Annotated in this window: 15 protein-coding genes; 2 read left to right on the plus strand and 13 right to left on the minus strand. The window is 66.7% G+C overall.

The window, feature by feature from the left end; translation table 11 throughout:
- Positions 1–5 precede the first annotated feature (5 nt).
- Positions 6–629 carry a class I SAM-dependent DNA methyltransferase gene (locus M6E97_RS16295; protein ID WP_003086873.1) on the minus strand — a complete coding sequence of 208 codons (624 nt, stop codon included), beginning with the start codon at positions 627–629 and terminating at the stop codon, positions 6–8.
- Between the two features lie 325 nt (positions 630–954).
- Between M6E97_RS16295 and M6E97_RS16300 the strand changes: the two genes are divergently transcribed.
- On the plus strand, positions 955–2,502 hold the full coding sequence (locus tag M6E97_RS16300; RefSeq protein ID WP_022580679.1) for a TerC family protein: 1,548 nt from the start codon (positions 955–957) through the stop codon (positions 2,500–2,502).
- A gap of 55 nt (positions 2,503–2,557) precedes the next feature.
- On the opposite strand, the gene M6E97_RS16305 is transcribed toward M6E97_RS16300, so the two are convergent.
- Together M6E97_RS16305 and M6E97_RS16310 are read right to left on the minus strand one after the other, a co-directional pair.
- Positions 2,558–3,337, minus strand: coding sequence for an SDR family oxidoreductase (locus M6E97_RS16305; protein WP_003145264.1), 780 nt, complete (start codon positions 3,335–3,337; stop codon positions 2,558–2,560).
- A gap of 5 nt (positions 3,338–3,342) precedes the next feature.
- Entirely contained in the window at positions 3,343–3,774 is a 432-nt protein-coding gene (locus M6E97_RS16310) for a GlcG/HbpS family heme-binding protein (RefSeq protein WP_003082743.1), read from the minus strand.
- 84 nt (positions 3,775–3,858) lie between these two features.
- Here M6E97_RS16310 and M6E97_RS16315 point away from each other — a divergent pair, with 84 nt between their 5' ends.
- Positions 3,859–4,767, plus strand: coding sequence for a LysR family transcriptional regulator (locus M6E97_RS16315; RefSeq protein ID WP_003140381.1), 909 nt, complete (start codon positions 3,859–3,861; stop codon positions 4,765–4,767).
- Between the two features lie 3 nt (positions 4,768–4,770).
- Here the strand turns inward: M6E97_RS16315 and M6E97_RS16320 are convergent, their stop codons facing one another.
- From M6E97_RS16320 to cyoB, 10 genes are all read right to left on the minus strand, one after another.
- Positions 4,771–6,699: a DNA/RNA non-specific endonuclease gene (locus M6E97_RS16320; protein ID WP_033937662.1), complete on the minus strand. Its 1,929-nt coding sequence runs from the start codon at positions 6,697–6,699 to the stop codon at positions 4,771–4,773.
- 86 nt (positions 6,700–6,785) lie between these two features.
- Positions 6,786–8,333 carry a threonine ammonia-lyase, biosynthetic gene (gene ilvA / locus M6E97_RS16325; protein ID WP_003082739.1) on the minus strand — a complete coding sequence of 516 codons (1,548 nt, stop codon included), beginning with the start codon at positions 8,331–8,333 and terminating at the stop codon, positions 6,786–6,788.
- Positions 8,330–8,737 carry a YybH family protein gene (locus tag M6E97_RS16330; protein ID WP_003082737.1) on the minus strand — a complete coding sequence of 136 codons (408 nt, stop codon included), beginning with the start codon at positions 8,735–8,737 and terminating at the stop codon, positions 8,330–8,332. Before M6E97_RS16330 ends, ilvA begins: the two co-directional genes overlap by 4 nt.
- A 265-nt stretch (positions 8,738–9,002) precedes the next feature.
- Positions 9,003–9,515 (minus strand): prealbumin-like fold domain-containing protein, encoded by a 513-nt coding sequence (locus M6E97_RS16335; RefSeq protein ID WP_003082734.1) that lies wholly within the window; start codon positions 9,513–9,515, stop codon positions 9,003–9,005.
- Positions 9,516–9,574: 59 nt separating this feature from the next.
- Positions 9,575–9,907: a DUF883 family protein gene (locus tag M6E97_RS16340; protein ID WP_003082731.1), complete on the minus strand. Its 333-nt coding sequence runs from the start codon at positions 9,905–9,907 to the stop codon at positions 9,575–9,577.
- Between the two features lie 128 nt (positions 9,908–10,035).
- A complete protein-coding gene (locus tag M6E97_RS16345; protein WP_049311373.1) occupies positions 10,036–12,234 on the minus strand; it encodes a TonB-dependent receptor in 2,199 nt (732 codons plus the stop codon).
- Between the two features lie 238 nt (positions 12,235–12,472).
- Positions 12,473–13,363 (minus strand): heme o synthase, encoded by an 891-nt coding sequence (cyoE, locus tag M6E97_RS16350; RefSeq protein ID WP_003082726.1) that lies wholly within the window; start codon positions 13,361–13,363, stop codon positions 12,473–12,475.
- A gap of 10 nt (positions 13,364–13,373) precedes the next feature.
- Positions 13,374–13,709, minus strand: a complete 336-nt coding sequence (gene cyoD / locus M6E97_RS16355) for a cytochrome o ubiquinol oxidase subunit IV (RefSeq protein WP_003109258.1) — start codon at positions 13,707–13,709, stop codon at positions 13,374–13,376.
- A complete protein-coding gene (cyoC, locus tag M6E97_RS16360) occupies positions 13,709–14,338 on the minus strand; it encodes a cytochrome o ubiquinol oxidase subunit III (protein ID WP_003086858.1) in 630 nt (209 codons plus the stop codon). The genes cyoD and cyoC overlap by 1 nt, the downstream gene beginning before the upstream one ends.
- 3 nt (positions 14,339–14,341) lie before the next feature.
- The gene (gene cyoB, locus M6E97_RS16365) at positions 14,342–16,318 is read right to left on the minus strand and encodes a cytochrome o ubiquinol oxidase subunit I (RefSeq protein ID WP_003082705.1); all 1,977 of its coding nucleotides are present in this window, start codon (positions 16,316–16,318) and stop codon (positions 14,342–14,344) included.
- Positions 16,319–16,324 lie beyond the last annotated feature (6 nt).

Consider the following 16,324-nt stretch of genomic DNA (forward strand, 5'->3'; position numbering starts at 1 on the left):
CGCCTTCAGACGGGGCGCCGCCAGACGCTCGCCAGCCAGGGCTGCTGCTCGCGCGGCAGGCCCGGCGGCCGGTAGTAGTGCTCCAGCTCGACGAAACCGGCTTCCTCCAGCAGGCGTTTCCAGGCCGGGTAATCGTGGTAGGCACCGTAGCGTTGGCCATTCCAGCCCTCGCGGTTGTCGCCGCGCGGGTTGGAGCTGAACAGCACGCCGCCCGGCCGCAGCGCTTCGAAGAGTTCGCCGAGCACCCGCGGCAAGGCGCTGCCGGGCACATGGAACAGGCTGGCGTTGGCGAAGATGCCGTCGAAGTGCCCAGCCGGCAGTCGCAGCGCCAGGAAATTCTGTTGCCATACCTCGCAACCGCTGTCGGCCCTGGCCATCTCGACGAAGCGCGGCGTGCCTTCGAGTCCCACCGGCTGGTGGCCGAGGCGGCGGAAGGTGGCCAGGTCGCGCCCGGGACCGCAGCCGAAATCGAGGATCCGGTACGGCGGCGGCCCGTCGATATGGCGCAGCAGCGCCTCGACGTTCTGGCTCACGTCATGGCCGCGGGTGCCCTCGCGGAAGCCTTCGGCGTTGCGCTGGTAGTCGGCCAGGGTGGTGGCGGTGATCGCGTCGAAATCCTCGGTGCTCATGTCTGCTCGCAGTGGCGGGGTTCCGCCCAGTCTAGCGCCGGCACGGGTTTCGCCTAAGGTTTTGTAATAGTTTCCCGCTGTGGCGAGGGCCCGCGACACAGTAGGATCGACTTCCCTTTGACTCTCAATGGCCATCATGACCACCCTTTCGGAGCCCCCCAGTCGTCCTTCCGGACAACCCTCCCCGCTTCGCCTTCGCCACCTGCGTCCGCCCCTCGACGCCGAATCCCTCGCCTCGTCCCCCTCCGTCACCGCCGGCTGCCGCAGCCGCGCCGTGCAGCGTCGCGCCAGCGCGACGGCCAGCCGGACCGGGAGGTAAGCGCACATGGAATGGATAGCTGACCCGACTGCCTGGCTCGGCCTGGCGACCCTGATCGTGCTGGAGATCGTCCTCGGCATCGACAACCTGGTGTTCATCGCGATCCTCGCCGACAAGCTGCCGCCGCACCTGCGCGACCGCGCCCGGGTCCTCGGCCTGTCGCTGGCGCTGCTGATGCGCCTGGGCCTGCTGGCGAGCATCTCGTGGATGGTGACCCTCACCGAGCCGCTGTTCGAGGTATTCGGCAAGAGCTTCTCCGGCCGCGACCTGATCATGCTGTTCGGTGGCGTGTTCCTGCTGTTCAAGGCCACCATGGAGCTGCACGAACGCCTCGAAGGCCATGTCGCCCAGCACGCCGGCAACAAGACCTACGCGCTGTTCTGGCCGATCGTCGCGCAGATCGTGGTGCTCGACGCGGTGTTCTCGCTCGACGCGGTGATCACCGCGGTGGGCATGGTCGAGCACCTGGAAGTGATGATGATCGCGGTGATCGTCTCCATCGGCCTGATGATCGTCGCCAGCAAGCCGCTGACCCGCTTCGTCAATCGTCACCCGACGGTGATCATGCTGTGCCTGGGCTTCCTGATGATGATCGGCTTCAGCCTGACCGCCGAGGGCCTGGGCTTCCATATCCCGAAAGGCTACCTGTACGCGGCCATCGGCTTCTCGATCCTCATCGAGGTGTTCAACCAGGTCGCCCGCAAGCGCCGCAAGAAGAGCCTGCAGGGCCACCGCCCGCTGCGCGCGCGTACCGCCCATGCGGTGCTGCGCCTGCTCGGCGGCCAGCGCCTGGAGGCCGACGAGATCGGCGAGGAGGTCGCCGACCTGTTCGAGGAAGGCGACGACCAGGTGGTCTTCGACCGCCGCGAGCGGGTGATGATCAGCGGCGTGCTGCAATTGGCCGAGAAGCCCATCCGCAGCCTGATGACGGTACGCGCCGAGGTCGACTGCATCGACCTCGACAGCGGCCGCGAGGCGATCCGCGCGGCGCTGCTCGAATCGTCCTACTCGCGCCTGCCGCTGGTGCGCGACGGGCGCGTCGAGGAGCCGCTGGGCTACGTGCACAAGAAGGAACTGCTCAAGGAGCTGCTCGCCGGCGCCCAGCCGGACCTGGAAAGCCTGGCCCGCCAGCCGCTCAACCTGTTGCAGGACTGCTCGATCCTCAACGCCCTGGAGCAGATGCGCGAGGCCTCGACCCACGTGGCCTTCGTGGTCAACGAGTTCGGCGAATTCATCGGCCTGCTGACCCTGACCGACATTCTCGAATCCATCGCCGGCGAGCTACCCGACGCCAGCGAGATCGACGGTCCGGACGTGGTCGAGGAGAACGACGGCTACCTGGTCAGCGGTGCCATGAACCTCAGCCAGGTGCGTCGACGCGTGGGGTTCGACGCGCGCGCCACGGAGGACTACCAGACCCTCGCCGGGCTGGTGATGAGCCTGCTCGACCGCCTGCCGGTGATCGGCGACCGCCTGCAGTGGCAGGACTGGGAACTGCGGGTGGTGGAAGTGGAAGAACGCCGGGTGACCCGGGTCCTGCTGCGCAGGGGCTGAGCGAAGCGGCGGCCGCCGATCCGGCCGCCGCCCTCCCCGGCGCAGCGGCAGACCGCTACAGGCGGCGCTGCCAGGCCTGCACCTGCTCGTCCTTCACCACCTCGACGAAAGCTTCCGGCAACAGGGTGCGGAACGGTCCTTCGTCGGCCTCGGCCAGCTCGACCATCCGCGCGATCATTTCCTCCGGATCGTACTGCTCGAAGGGAAAGCGCACGCCGCTGTGGTCAGTGAAGTGACGCTGCGGGTCGTACCAGCGTTTCCAGGTTTCCATCATGCGATCGTTGAAACCGGTCTGGTACGGGCCGGGATTGATGGTGCCGACCTGGATGCCGAACGGCTTCAGCTCGGCATGCAGGGCCTCGGCGAAGGCCTCCAGGGCATGCTTGGAGGCGCAGTAGGGGCCGGTATAGGGACCGGTGATCAGGCCGGCGATGGACGACACGAAGAGCACCTTGCCGCCACGCTTCTGCTCGACCATGCGCCGGACGAAACCCTGGGTCAGTTCCAGGTTGGCGAACACGTTGGTCTCGAACAGCGCGCGCACCAGTTCCAGCGGGATCTCCGCGCTGGCCCCGGCCTCGGCGCTGCCGGCGTTGTTCAGCAGCACGTCGATATCCCATTCCCAGGCGCGTTCGCGATCGGCGGCGACGGTGATGTCGAGGGTTTCCACCCGCAGCGGGACGCCACGCCGCCCGGCCTCTTCGCGCAGGTCGGCGGCCTGCCCGGCGCCGCGCACGCCGGCGATCGTCCGATGGCCGCGGGCGGCCAGGCGCAACGCCACTTCCCGACCGAAGCCGCTGCCGGCCCCGGTCACCAGGATTCGCTTCTGTTTCATCTCGATTACCTCTGGATTGTTGCCATGGCCACGGCGGCCTCGGCGATGGATTGGTCCTGGGCCGCGCTGGCGCCGGAGACGCCGACGCCACCCAGGCAGGAACCGCCGGCATCGCCCAGCGGCATGCCGCCGGCGAAGCAGGCCAGCCCGCCGTTGCTCTGCTCGATGCTCCACAACGGCTGGCCCGGCCCGGCGAGTCGGCCCAGCTCGCCGCTGGGCAGGCGGAACAGCGCGGCGCTGCGCGCCTTGCGCTGGGCCAGGTCGATGGCACCGGGAACGCTGTCGTCCATCCGTACGAACGCCAGCAGGTTGGCATGGGCGTCGACCACCGCGACGCAGACCGCCAGGCGCTGCCGCTGCGCTTCGGCAATGGCCGCCGCGATGCAGCGTTGGGCATGTTGCAGAGACAGGTGGGTAGACATGGCCGGCGTCCTCATCGAGTGCTTGCGGGCCAGTCTAGAAAGGTCGAAGCTTTAACAGAACCGGCCTTCTCCTACGTAGACTTTCAAGTTTTTCTAACAATGAATCGACGCGATCCCCTCGCCGGCCTGCATGTCTTCAGGCAGGTCGCCGACACCGGCAGCTTCACCCGCGCCGCCGCCCTGCTCGGGGTGACGCCGGCGGCGGTGAGCCAGGCGATCAACCAACTGGAAGCCGAGCTGCGTCTCAAGCTGTTCCACCGCACCACCCGCGGGGTCAGCCTGAGCGAGGCCGGGCAGCGCTACCACGAACAGACCGAACAGCCCTACCGCGACCTGGTGCGCGCCCGCGAAGCGCTCGGCGAAAGCCTCGCGGAACCCTCCGGGCAGCTGCGCATCAGCGCCCTGCACCTGGCGAAGAACCTGGTGATCGCACCGATGCTCAACGAGTTCGTGCGACGCTACCCGAAGGTGCAACTGGAGATCCGCTACGAGGACCAGTTGGTGGATATCGTCAGGGAACGACTGGATGCCGGCATCCGCCTGGCCGACGCCCTGCAGCCGGGCATGGTCGGGGTGCAACTGACAGCGCCGCTGGCGTGCCTGCTGGTGGCCACTCCGGCCTACCTCGCCGAGCACGGTACGCCGGCCAGCGTCGCCGACCTCGATGGGCATGCCGCCGTGCGCTTCCGTTTCCCGCGCAGCGGCCGCCTGCACAAGTGGCGCTTGCGGGAAGACGGGCGGGAACTGGAAGTGGACCTGCCGGCACGCTTCGTCAGCACCGACACCGAGACGATCATCGAGGCGGCCCGCGCCGGCGCCGGGATCGCCCAGGCATTCATCCGCGAGCGGGTCGCCGCGGACCTCGCCGCCGGGCGCCTGGTGGAAGTGCTGCCTGGCAGTTGCCTGCCGCTGCCGCCGATGTGGCTGTATTACCTGAACCGCCGCCACGTACCGGCCAAGCTGCGCGCCTTCATCGAACTGCTACGCGAGTGGCGGCAGCCGGCCTGAACCTCAGCGGCCCTTGCCGGCCGGCCCCGGCCGGCTCAGCAGGAGGTCGTCCGGCCCGTCGATCTCGATGAAGCGTCCGCTTTCCAGCGCCTCCTCCAGCGGCGTGCCGGCGAGCACGTCGGCCTTGCGCAGGGCGCTGGAGAAACGCAGGTCGGCGCTGGCCTCGACCTTCGCCAACGGCACCTGGTAGGTCTTGAACGCACCGTAGCGGAAGCCTTCGCTGGGCATCATCCCTTCCTGCCCCAGCAGGTAGGCGGACACTCCCAGTTCGCCGCTGTCGGCGTCGATCATCGCCACCACCTTCCAGAACTCCAGCGGCACCTGCACGCCCTGGTAGAGCGGATCGTCGTCGCGGAACACCGGGCCGGTGAACACCGAGATGCGGAAGCCCTCGCTCCTGGCGTTCTGCAGCACGTAGTCCTCCAGCGACAGCCAGCTGCGCTGGTTGAGCTGCGCCACCTGGGGCACCGCGTTGGTATAGACGAAGGTGTCGTCCTCGGCCTGCCGGGCGATGGCATCGCTGTCGCCCCAGCCGGGATCCTCGCGACGCACCATGTGGCCCTTGTCGAACGAAGCCGGACCGTAGAAGTCCTTGTGTCCGACCTGCGCGGCCGCCTCGATGCGCGGGTCGAAGCCCCAGGAATCCTTGCGCTTGAGCGAACGCTTGAGCGCGCCGTCGATATTCACCGCGGTGAGGATCGGCAAGCGCCGGCTGGCGCTCATCACCACCGAGAAATGCAGGTAGTCCAGGCGCGTGCCCTTGCCCACCGGCAGCACCTGGTGGCTCTTGCCCGGCTTGGGCAAGGTCGCCTTCGCCCCGAGGAAGGCCTCGTCGAAGCCCTTGCGCTCGGCCAGGTCGGCGACGCTGCGCTGCTTTTCCTGGAAGCGCGGCGCGCCGCGCTTCAGCTCCGCCCCGGCCACCGGCACCCAGGCGCGACGCGCCAGCAGGCTGCGGATCACGCTGGCCTTCACCGCATAGTTGGTCTTGCGGAACTGGCCGCCGAAGTGCAGGCCGACCACCTCGCCGCCGTCGATCGAAAGCACCGCCGAGCCGGAATTGCCGCCCAGGGTCGAGCAGTCGTGGGTCAGGTACCAGGCGTCATGGGGCAATCCCACGACTTCGCCGGGAGCGAAACGCTTGACGTCGTAGATGTTGCCGAAGATATCTTCCATCGCCCCGGCGTCGTTGCGGCTGTCGCGCGCCGGATAGCCGACCACCGCCACCGCCTGGCGCGGCTCGGCATCCTGGCGCGCGAGGACCAGCGGCGGCGGCAGCAGGTCGCCCTTCACTACCTGGAGGATCGCCATGTCCGGCGCCTCGGAGACGTCCGGGGCGATCCACAGGACCCGCGCGATCACATGCTCGTCGCTTTCCGGCTGGCGGTATTCCTCGCGGAAGTCCACGCGGGTGCGCACCTGCTTGCCGGCCTGGTTGAGACGGAAGCGGAACAGGCTGCCCTGGCGTTCGGCGAACAGGCTGGCGACATGCCGGTTGGTGACGATCAGGTCGTCCTCGATGCGCCAGCCGGTACCGCACCAGTCCATGCTGTCGTGGTCGATCAATTCCAGCCGACCGACCGAGCGGATCGGCGTGGCCAGCGCGGCGCGATGCTTCTTCAGGCGCTGCTCCAGGCCGGCCAGCGGCGCTTCGTCGAAGATACCGTTCTTCACCAGCAGCACCGGCCGGCTCTTGAGCAGGACGATCGCCTCGCTGAAGCGCCGCGAGTCGAAGAACGAGGCGTCGGATTCCGGCGACACGCTCTTGCCCAGGTGGTCGGCGATCTGCTCGCGGCTGGCGTTGTACGCCGGCACGTTGCTCCATTCACCGCGGGCGGCGAGGTGGGCGAGTTCCTCGCGGGTGCCCTTTTCCTTCAGTACCGAGCAGACCCGCAGTTCTTCCGGCGTGGCCCGCCGGGGGTTGCGCTTGCGCATGGCCATGTCCCTCGCTGGGCGGATATCCCTGGCAGGAGTCTAGCCGAGGGACATGACAGGGCCATGTCCCGCTGGCGGAGCGCCGCTCAACCGGCGAACAGCCGGTAGGCCGGGTTGTGGGTTTCCTCCCAGTACGGATAGCCGATGGCTTGCAACGCCGCCTCCAGCTCGCCGCGCTCCTCGTCCGGCACCTGCAATCCGGCCAGCACCCGACCGTCGGCGGCGCCGTGGTTGCGGTAGTGGAACAGGCTGATGTTCCAGCGCGAGCCGAGCTTGTCGAGAAAGTTCAGCAAGGCCCCGGGGCGTTCGGGAAACTCGAAGCGGAACAGCCGCTCGCGGCGCACCTCGGTACCGTGGCCGCCGACCATGTGGCGGATGTGCAGCTTGGCCATCTCGTTGTCGGTCAGGTCGAGTACCGGGAAGCCCTGCTCGCGCAGGCCGGCGAGCAGGTCGGCGCGACTGTCGGTGAGCGGATGGGTCTGCACGCCGACGAACAGGTGGGCCTGGCGGTCGCTGTGGTAGCGGTAGTTGAACTCGGTGATCTGGCGCCGGCCCAGCGCCGCGCAGAAGGCCTTGAAGCTGCCCGGCCGCTCGGCCACGGTGACGGCGATGATCGCTTCGCGCTGTTCGCCCAGTTCGGCGCGCTCGGCAACGTGGCGCAGGCGGTCGAAGTTGATGTTGGCACCGGAGTCGATGGCCACCAGGGTCTGCCCCTCGGTGCGTTCGCGGGCCACGTACTTCTTGATTCCCGCTACGGCCAGGGCGCCGGCCGGCTCGGTGATCGAACGGGTGTCGTCGTAGATGTCCTTGATCGCCGCGCAGATTTCGTCGCTGCCGACGGTGATCACCTCGTCGACGTGGTCCTTGCAGACCTCGAAGTTGCAAGCGCCGATCTGCGCCACCGCCACCCCGTCGGCAAACAGCCCGACCTGGCCCAGCACCACCCGCTCGCCGGCGGCCAGCGCTGCCTGCAGGCAGTTGGAATCCTCCGGCTCGACGCCGATCACGCGGATATCCGGACGCAGGTGCTTGACGTAGGCGGCGATCCCGGCGATCAGGCTGCCGCCGCCGACCGGCACGAAGATCGCGTCGAGGCGGCCGCTGTGCTGGCGGAGGATCTCCATCGCCACCGTGCCCTGTCCGGCGATCACGTCCGGATCGTCGTAGGGTGGGACGAAGGTCATGCCTTCGCGCTCGGCCAGTTGCAGGGCATGGGCCAGCGCATCGGGGAAGGCGTCGCCGTGCAGCAACGCCTCGCCGCCGCGCGCCAGCACGCCCTTGACCTTGAGTTCGGGAGTGGTGCGCGGCATCACGATCACCGCCCGCACGCCCAGGCGCTGCGCCGCCAGGGCCAGGCCCTGGGCATGGTTGCCGGCGGAGGCGGTGATCACCCCGCGGGCCTTCTGCTCGTCGCTCAGGCGCGCGACACGGGTATAGGCGCCGCGGATCTTGAAAGAGAACACCGGCTGCAGGTCCTCGCGCTTGAGCAGCACCCGGTTGCCCAGGCGCTGGGACAACTGCGGCGCGACCTGCAAGGGGGTTTCCACGGCGACGTCGTACACCGGCGCGGCCAGGATGCTTTCCACGTAGCCGGCCAGCAGGGGTTTGCTTGCGCTGAGGGTCGAGGCGCTCATCGGCTGGCCTCCGCGCTCGCCGCCACCGAGGCCAGCAGGTCGGTGCCGTAGGAGTTGTCCACCGCGCAGCGCCACTGGCCATCGGCCTCCTGGCGGAACACGTAGGTGGCCCGACGTTGCAGGCGTCCGGCCTTCGACTCGATCACCGCCTCGGCCATGACCAGCGCCGTATCTCCCGCCTCGATCACCCGCAGGTCGTGCTGGCGCACTCGCAGGCTGTGCTCGAAGTGCCGGGCGATGGCGTCGAACGCCTGGCGGATCTGCGCCTTGCCGCAGGCGTTGAGGCCCGGCTTGACCACCAGGGTGGCGTCGTCGCAATAGAAATCCATCAGGGCATCGAACTGCCCGGCATTGATCAGGGCGTCGGCCCGGCCAACGAGGTTCTGGAGGGTCTGGTGCTGCATGCTGTTCTCCCGGTTCGGTGGTTTTGGCCCAGGAGACAGAACGAAGAACCCGCCTCGAGGGCGGGTTCGGAGTGGACGCTGGCTAACCCGCCATAGCTGGAATGGCGGTAATAATGCTGCGGCGGGTAAGCAGGGTCGCGAAGGTCATGGGTATCGAAACTACGGCGCCGCCCCGTTGGCTGTCAAGCGGTCCGGCCGCGCTGGCAGGAAAAAGCCCCTGCCGCGATGGCAGGGGCTTGCCGTTTTGGCCGAGCGCCGCCGGAGGTCAGCGGGTCAGCAGCACCTTCTGCGGCTGCGAGCCACTTACGGTGACCAGCTTGGTGACGGTGCCGCCCTCGGTGATGGTCTTGCCATCGCTCTGGGCGCTCCAGGTCAATTCGCTGGAAATGTAGTAGGTGCCGTTGGGGATGTGGTCGAAGTCGAAGCGACCGTTCTGGTCGGTGGTCGCCTCGCGCACATAGGTGGCGCGTCGCGGGTCGAGCACCGGCGGTTGCACGTCGGGATCGCGCTTGGCGGCATCGAGGTTGCCGAACTTCGCGTAGTAGGCCTTCATGTAGCTGGTCGCAGGCTCCAGGGTGACCTTGGTGTTGGTCCCCTTCTGGATCGCACCCGACGCGCTGGTCAGGTACAGGTCGCCGTTGATCACGCCCTCGCCCACCTGCTGGGTCGCCGCGTATTCATGCTCCGGGAAATCCGGCAGGTCGTTGGGGTTGGAGGCGCAGGCCGCCAGGGCCACGGTCATGGCCAGGAGGCCGAGGTTCTTCTTGATCGAAAGCATGGGCAATTCCTTTTTTCAAGCGAAGGTAACGAGTCCGTTGTGCGGCACCGACCGCGTGCTCAGGAGCGGCGCCCGAGCAGGAAGCCGGCGAGCAGGCCCACCGCGGTGGTGATGGCCACGGTCTGCCAGGGATTGGCGCCGATATAGCTTTCCGTCGCATCCACCGCGTGGCGGCTGCGTTCGGCCACGGCGCTACCGCCCTTGCCGAGGGCATCGTTGGCCTTCTCCAGCAGCGCGCCGATCCGCGCACGGGCGCTGTCGGCCTTGTCGCCGGCGAAGGCGGCGCTGTCGGCGAGCATGCTGTTGGCTTCGGAGAGCAGTTCCTGCAGCTCGCTGTAGCTCTGGTGCTGGATCTGCTCGAGGTTGTCTTTCACTGCGTTTTTGCGTGCCATCGAAGAGGCTCCCTGAAAAATGACTTGCAAAGGAGTTGATAGGCGCTGCAGTGAAAAAGTTCAGAGGAAATCGCCGGGAAGAACCGGCGCCCAGGCAGTGGGCGCCGGCTTCCATGGCCTGCCTGCCGTCAGAACGCGTAGATCGCCGAAAGAATCGCCGTGCGACCGTCGCCATACTCGATGGCCGAGGAGCGCGACTGGTTGCCGTACACCTGGCGCACCCGCTCGACGTAGGCCTTGTCGAACAGGTTGTCGAGGTTGAGTTGCAGTTTCAGGTCGCGCGTCGCCTGGTAGCCGAGCATCATGTTGTGCACCCAGTAGGCATCCAGCTTGCCGTTGTCCACCGAGGTGACGTTGCGCTGGCTGACGTAGCGTGCGCCATAGCCCAGGGTCACGCCCTCGGGCAGTTCGTAGGTGCTCCAGAGGCTCAACGAGCGCGGCGGGGTATTGCCCAGTGCCTGTCCCTCGCGCTGCGGGTTGCTGGATTTCAGGGTTTCGCTGTCGAGGTAGGTGTAGGTGGCGAAGAGGTCCCAGTGCTCGTTCAGCTTGCCGCTGGCGCTCAGCTCCAAGCCACGCACGCGCTGTTCGCCGGCAAGCACGTAGCTGCCGTCGGCCAGGCGTTCGCGGGCGTCTTCCTTCTTCACCTGGAACAGCGCCGCGTCCAGCTCCAGGCGCCGTCCGAGGAACTCCCACTTGGTGCCCAGCTCGTAGGTGCTGTTCTTCTCCGGCGCCAGGCCTCCGGTCGCCTCGGTCACGCCCGAGTCGGTGGTGACCAGGTGTTCCGCCGAGGGGTTGAAGGAGGTGCCGTAGGAGACGTACACCCGCCCGTTCTCCAGCGGCTTGAATACCAGCCCCGCCCGTGTGCTCAGCTTGCCGTCGGAACTGTCGGCGCGCACCGTCGGCTTGCCTGAGGGCGTGCTCCGCGAGGTGCCGTCGATCCAGTCGTAGCGCAGGCCCAGGCTGAGGTCCCAGCGCTCGTCCAGGGCAATGGTGTCGAAGGCGTACAGCGCCTTGACCTCCAGTTCGGTCCGGTTGCGCGCGCTGTCGCGCTTGTCGGTGGGGCCGTTCCAGTAGCCCGGCGGGTTGTGCAGGTCGAAGCCGGTGGCCGGGTAGAACTTGCCCAGGTTGTAGGAGTAGGTGGTGCGGTCGTAGGTCTCGCGGGACAGCTCGAAGCCGCCGATCAGCGTATGCGCCAGGCCGAAGGTGTCGAAGCGGCCGGTGAGGTTGGTCTGGTTGATCCACATCCGCGTCTTCGAATCGCGCCCGTAGGCTTGCGGTCCCGCCGGCAGGTAGCGCCCCGGCGGCAGGCCCTTCTGGTTGACGTGGGAGGCGGAGATCACCGTGTCCCGATGCAGGTGGGAATAGCGGATGAGGTTCTGCAACTGGAAGTCGTCGCTGAAATCGTGTTCGAGCTTGAGGGTGGCGACGTCGTTGTCGATCCGCTCCTCGTCCAGGTTGCGCCAGCCGAAATAATCGTGGCGGCTGACGCCGTCCAGCTTGCGCCCGTTCAGCGCCGGCACGCCATAGTCGGGAAGGTTGTCGTCGCGTTGGTGGAAGTAGCTCAGGGTCAGGCGGGTCGGGGTGTCCAGGCCGAAGGTCAGGGATGGCGCGATGCCCCAGCGCTGCTTGTCGATCTGTTCGCGCCCGGCGACATCGTTGTGGTGGGCCATGAGGTTGAGGCGGAAGGCGGTCGACTCGCCGAGCCCTTCCAGCGGCTGGTTGGTGTCCAGGGTCAGGCGCCGGTAGCGGTCCGTGCCCAGCCCGGCGCCCAGGTGGGTGAAGGCTTCGGCCTTGGGCTGCTTGCTGACCATGTTGATGCTGCCGCCGCTGGTGCCGGCGCCGCCGAACACCGAGTTCGGTCCCTTGATCACTTCCACCGCCTCCAGGTTGAACAGGTCGCTGCGGCTGGTCTGGGCGCTGTCGCGCAGCCCGTCCACCTGCATGTTGGCGTTGGCGCTGAAGCCGCGGATGTTGATGCTGTCGCCGGAACCGCCGCCGCCTTCGCCGGCGTTGAAGGTGATGCCGGAGACGTTGGACAGCACCTGGCGCAGGCTCAGGGCGTTCTGCTCCTGGATTACCTTTTGCGGCACCACCGTGACGGTCTGCGGGGTATCCAGCAGCGGCACGGCGTACTTGGCCGAGGCCGAGCGTTCGACCCTGGACGAGGCCTGCTCGCCGGTGACCGTGTCGGCTCCCAGTTCCAGGGGATCGTCCTTGCGCGCCGCGTCCTCGGCCAGGGCCGGCGAGGAGCAGGCGGCCATCAGCAGCATCAGCGGCGCCAGCGGGCGTTTGGTGGGCAAGGGGGACGGCTCGTTGCGACGATCCATGAAGTACTCCATCTTGGTTATTGAGAATCATTGGCATTTGATTGATGGAGGGTTTTTTCCACAAGCCGGACAGCTCCGAAAAAGCTCCCGGAAAAATCTGATAACCAACGGCAGAGTCCCGGAACAGAGGGCTCGCCGCGCGGCCCTTCTGCCAGGCGGCGACCGCATCCCTGCCATCGCGCAGACAAAAAAAAGCCCCGCCAATCGACCGGCGGGGCTTTCCCTAAAGCGTGTCGCCTCAGAACAGCGAGGCGACCAGATGAGTGGCGGGCGCCACCTGGAAGTCGATGGACATCATCACGCTCAGCGCGGTGATGGCGACGATGGAGAAGGCGAACAGCTTGCGCGCCCAGACCCGGTCGTCGGCGGTCCAGTAGCCGGTCAGGGCGATGGCCAGCCACCACAGGCTCACCGCCACCGCCACCAGCAGGTAGCCGTAGCCGGCGTAGCCGCCCAGGCACAAGGCGAGGGTCGCCGCCATGAAAGCGAGGATGTAGAGCACGATGTGGATCTTGGTCACCGCGATGCCGCGCGCCACCGGCAGCACCGGGATGCCGGCCGCCTCGTAGTCCTTCAGCCGGAAGATGGCGATGGCATAGGAGTGCGGCATCTGCCACAGGCAGAAGATCGCCAGCAGCGAGGCAGCTCCGGCGTCGAACTGGCCGCTCACCGCGCAGTAGCCGACCACCGGCGGCATCGCCCCGGAGAGGCTGCCGACCAGCGTGCCGTACTGCGAACGACGCTTGAACCACAGGCTGTACAGGCCGACGTAGACGAAGTAGCCGAAGCCGGCCAGCGCGGTGGTCAGCGGGTTGGTCCGCCACCACAGCAGGCCGAAGCCGGCGACCCCGAGGACCAGGCCGTGGGCCAGGGCAGCCTTCAGCGAGATCTGCCCGGTCACGGTGACCCGCCCGCGGGTCCGCTCCATGTGCCGGTCGATGTCGCGGTCGATGCAGTTGTTCAGCACGCACCCACTGGCGACCACCAGCGACAGGCCGATGACCGTGGCCAGCAACAGCATCGGCTCGACGCTGCCGCGGGCGGCGAGGAAGTATCCCCCCGCCACCGCGATCAGGTTGCCGAAGATGATTCCCGGCTTGGCCACCAGGAGATAGCGTTTCAGCTTCACGTCATGGCCCTCAGGGCATCGGCATCATCAGCATGTCGGCGCTGAAGATGATCCACAGCGAGAGACCGACTACCAGCAGGATGACGATCACCGTGAAGATGAACGCCATCACGTTCCAGCGCCCTTCCGACGACATGTTCATGTGCAGGAAGCAGATCAGGTGCACCACCACCTGCACCAGGCCGAGGACGACCATGGTGAGGATGGTCGCGTGGCGCGAGAAGCCGCCGTCCATGACCATGTAGAACGGGATCGCGGTGAGGATCACCGAGAGCACGAAGCCGATCGCGTAGGAACCCAGGCTGCCGTGGCCGGCGCCGTGGTTGTCGTGTGCAGCGCTGCTCATTACAGGGCCCCCATCAGGTAGACGACGGTGAAGACGCAGATCCAGACGATGTCGAGGAAGTGCCAGAACAGGCTCAGGCACATCATCCGGGTGTTGTTCTGCGCGGTGAGGCCGCGGGTCCAGATCTGCGCCATCAGCACCAGCATCCACAGCAGGCCGGCGCTGACGTGCAGGCCGTGCATGCCGACCAGGGTGAAGAAGGACGACAGGAAGGCGCTGCGGCTCGGGCCGAAACCTTCGGCGATCAGGTGGTGGAACTCGTTGATCTCCATGCCGATGAACGCGGCGCCGAGCAGGAAGGTGACCCCGAGCCAGGCGATCGCCTGGCCTTTGGCGCCCTTGTGCGCGGAGAGCATGGCCAGGCCGTAGGTGCAGCTGGAAACCAGCAGGATGGCGGTTTCCACCAGCACGTAGGGCAGCTCGAAGATGTCCTTGCCGCTGGGGCCGCCGGCGGTGTGGTGAACCAGCACCGCGTAGGTGGCGAAGACGCTGGCGAACAGCACGCAGTCGGTCATCAGGTAGAGCCAGAAACCGAATACGGTGTTGCCGCCGCTATCGTGTGCATGATCGTGGTCGTGGCCCACTTCGTGGGCGTCGGCCAGATGCTTGTTCAATACTGCCGTCGACATGGTTCAGACCTGCTTGGCGAGTTGCTGGAAACGGGCGCTTTCGATCTTCTCGATCTCTTCGGGCTGGACGTAGTAGTCGACGTCCTGGTTGTAGCTGCGCACGATGAAGGAGCCGATCATGCCGACGAAGCCGACCGCCATGAGCCACCAGATATGCCAGATGGCGGCGAAGCCGAAGACGAAGGCGAACACGGCGATGGAGAAGCCCGCGGCGGTGTTCTTCGGCATGTGGATCGGCTGGTAGGCCGGCAGCTTGCGGTAGGCGGTGCCGGCCTTCTTCATGTCGTGGAAGGCATCCACGTCCTGTACCTTCGGCAGCTCGGCGAAGTTGTAGAACGGCGGCGGCGAGGAAGTGGCCCATTCCAGGGTGCGGCCTTCCCACGGGTCGCCATTGACGTCGGCCAGTTGCTTGCGGTTGCGGACCGAGACGAACAGCTGGATCAGCTGGCAGGCAATGCCGCAGAAGATCAGCACGGCGCCGAAGAACGCGACCACCAGGTAGGGCTTCCACAACGGGTTGTCGTAGTGGTTCAGGCGACGGGTCATGCCCATGAAGCCGAGGATGTAGAGCGGCATGAAGGCCATGTAGAAGCCCACCAGCCAGCACCAGAAGGAGCGCTTGCCCCACTTCTCGTCGAGGGTGAAGCCGAACGCTTTCGGGAACCAGAAGGCGAAGCCGGCCAGGTAGCCGAATACCGCGCCGCCGATGATGGTGTTGTGGAAGTGGGCGATCAGGAACAGGCTGTTGTGCAGCAGGAAGTCCGCGCCCGGGATGGCCAGCAGGACGCCGGTCATGCCGCCGATGGTGAAGGTCACCATGAAGCCCAGGGTCCACAGGATCGGCGTGCTGAAGCGCAGGCGGCCCTTGTAGATGGTGAACAGCCAGTTGAACAGCTTCACCCCGGTGGGGATCGAGATCAGCATGGTGGCCACGCCGAAGAAGCCGTTGACGTCACCGCCCGAACCCATGGTGAAGAAGTGGTGCAGCCACACGGTGAAGCCGAGGAAGGTGATCGCGGCGCTGGCCCAGACCATCGACTTGTAGCCGAACATGCGCTTGCCGGCGAAGGTCGCGGTGACCTCGGAGAAGATACCGAAGGCCGGCAGGATCAGGATGTACACCTCGGGATGGCCCCAGGCCCAGAAGAGGTTGATGTACATCATGGCGTTGCCGCCGAGCTCGTTGGTGAAGAAGTGCATGTCCAGGTAGCGGTCGAGCGACAGCAGGCCCAGCGCAGCGGTGAGGATCGGGAACGAGGCGACGATCAGGATGTTGGCGAAGGTGCAGGTCCAGGTGAAGATCGGCATCTGCATCAGCTTCATGCCCGGGGCACGCATCTTGAACACGGTGACCAGGAAGTTGATCCCCGTGAGCAACGTGCCCATCCCGGATATCTGTAGCGCCCAGATGTAGTAATCCACCCCTACCCCGGGGCTATAGGCCAGCTCCGACAGCGGCGGATAGGCCACCCAGCCGGTACGGGCGAATTCGCCCAGGCCCAGCGACACGTTGACCAGCATGGCGCTGACCACGAGCAGCCAGAAGCTCAGCGAGTTGAGGAAGGGGAACGCCACGTCGCGCGCGCCGATCTGCAGCGGCACGGCCAGGTTCATCAGGCCGGTCATGAACGGCATGGCCATGAAGATGATCATGATCACGCCATGCGCGGTGAAGATCTGGTCGTAGTGCTCCGGCGGCAGGTAGCCGTGGTTGGCGCCTTCGGCCAGGGCCAGCTGGCCGCGCATCATGATCGCGTCGGCGAAGCCGCGGACCAGCATGACCAGGGCGACGACGATGTACATCACGCCGATCTTCTTGTGGTCGACCGAGGTCAGCCACTCGGTCCACAGGTAGGTCCACTTGCGGTAGTAGGTGATCGCACCGACCACGCCGAGGCCCAGCAGGGCGACGACGGCCAGTGTGACCATGACGATGGGCTCGTGGTAAGGCACGGCCGAGAGTGTCAGTTTCCCGAACATCTGCGC

This window comes from Pseudomonas sp. B111 (genome assembly GCF_026428275.1).
Lineage (GTDB): Bacteria > Pseudomonadota > Gammaproteobacteria > Pseudomonadales > Pseudomonadaceae > Pseudomonas > Pseudomonas aeruginosa.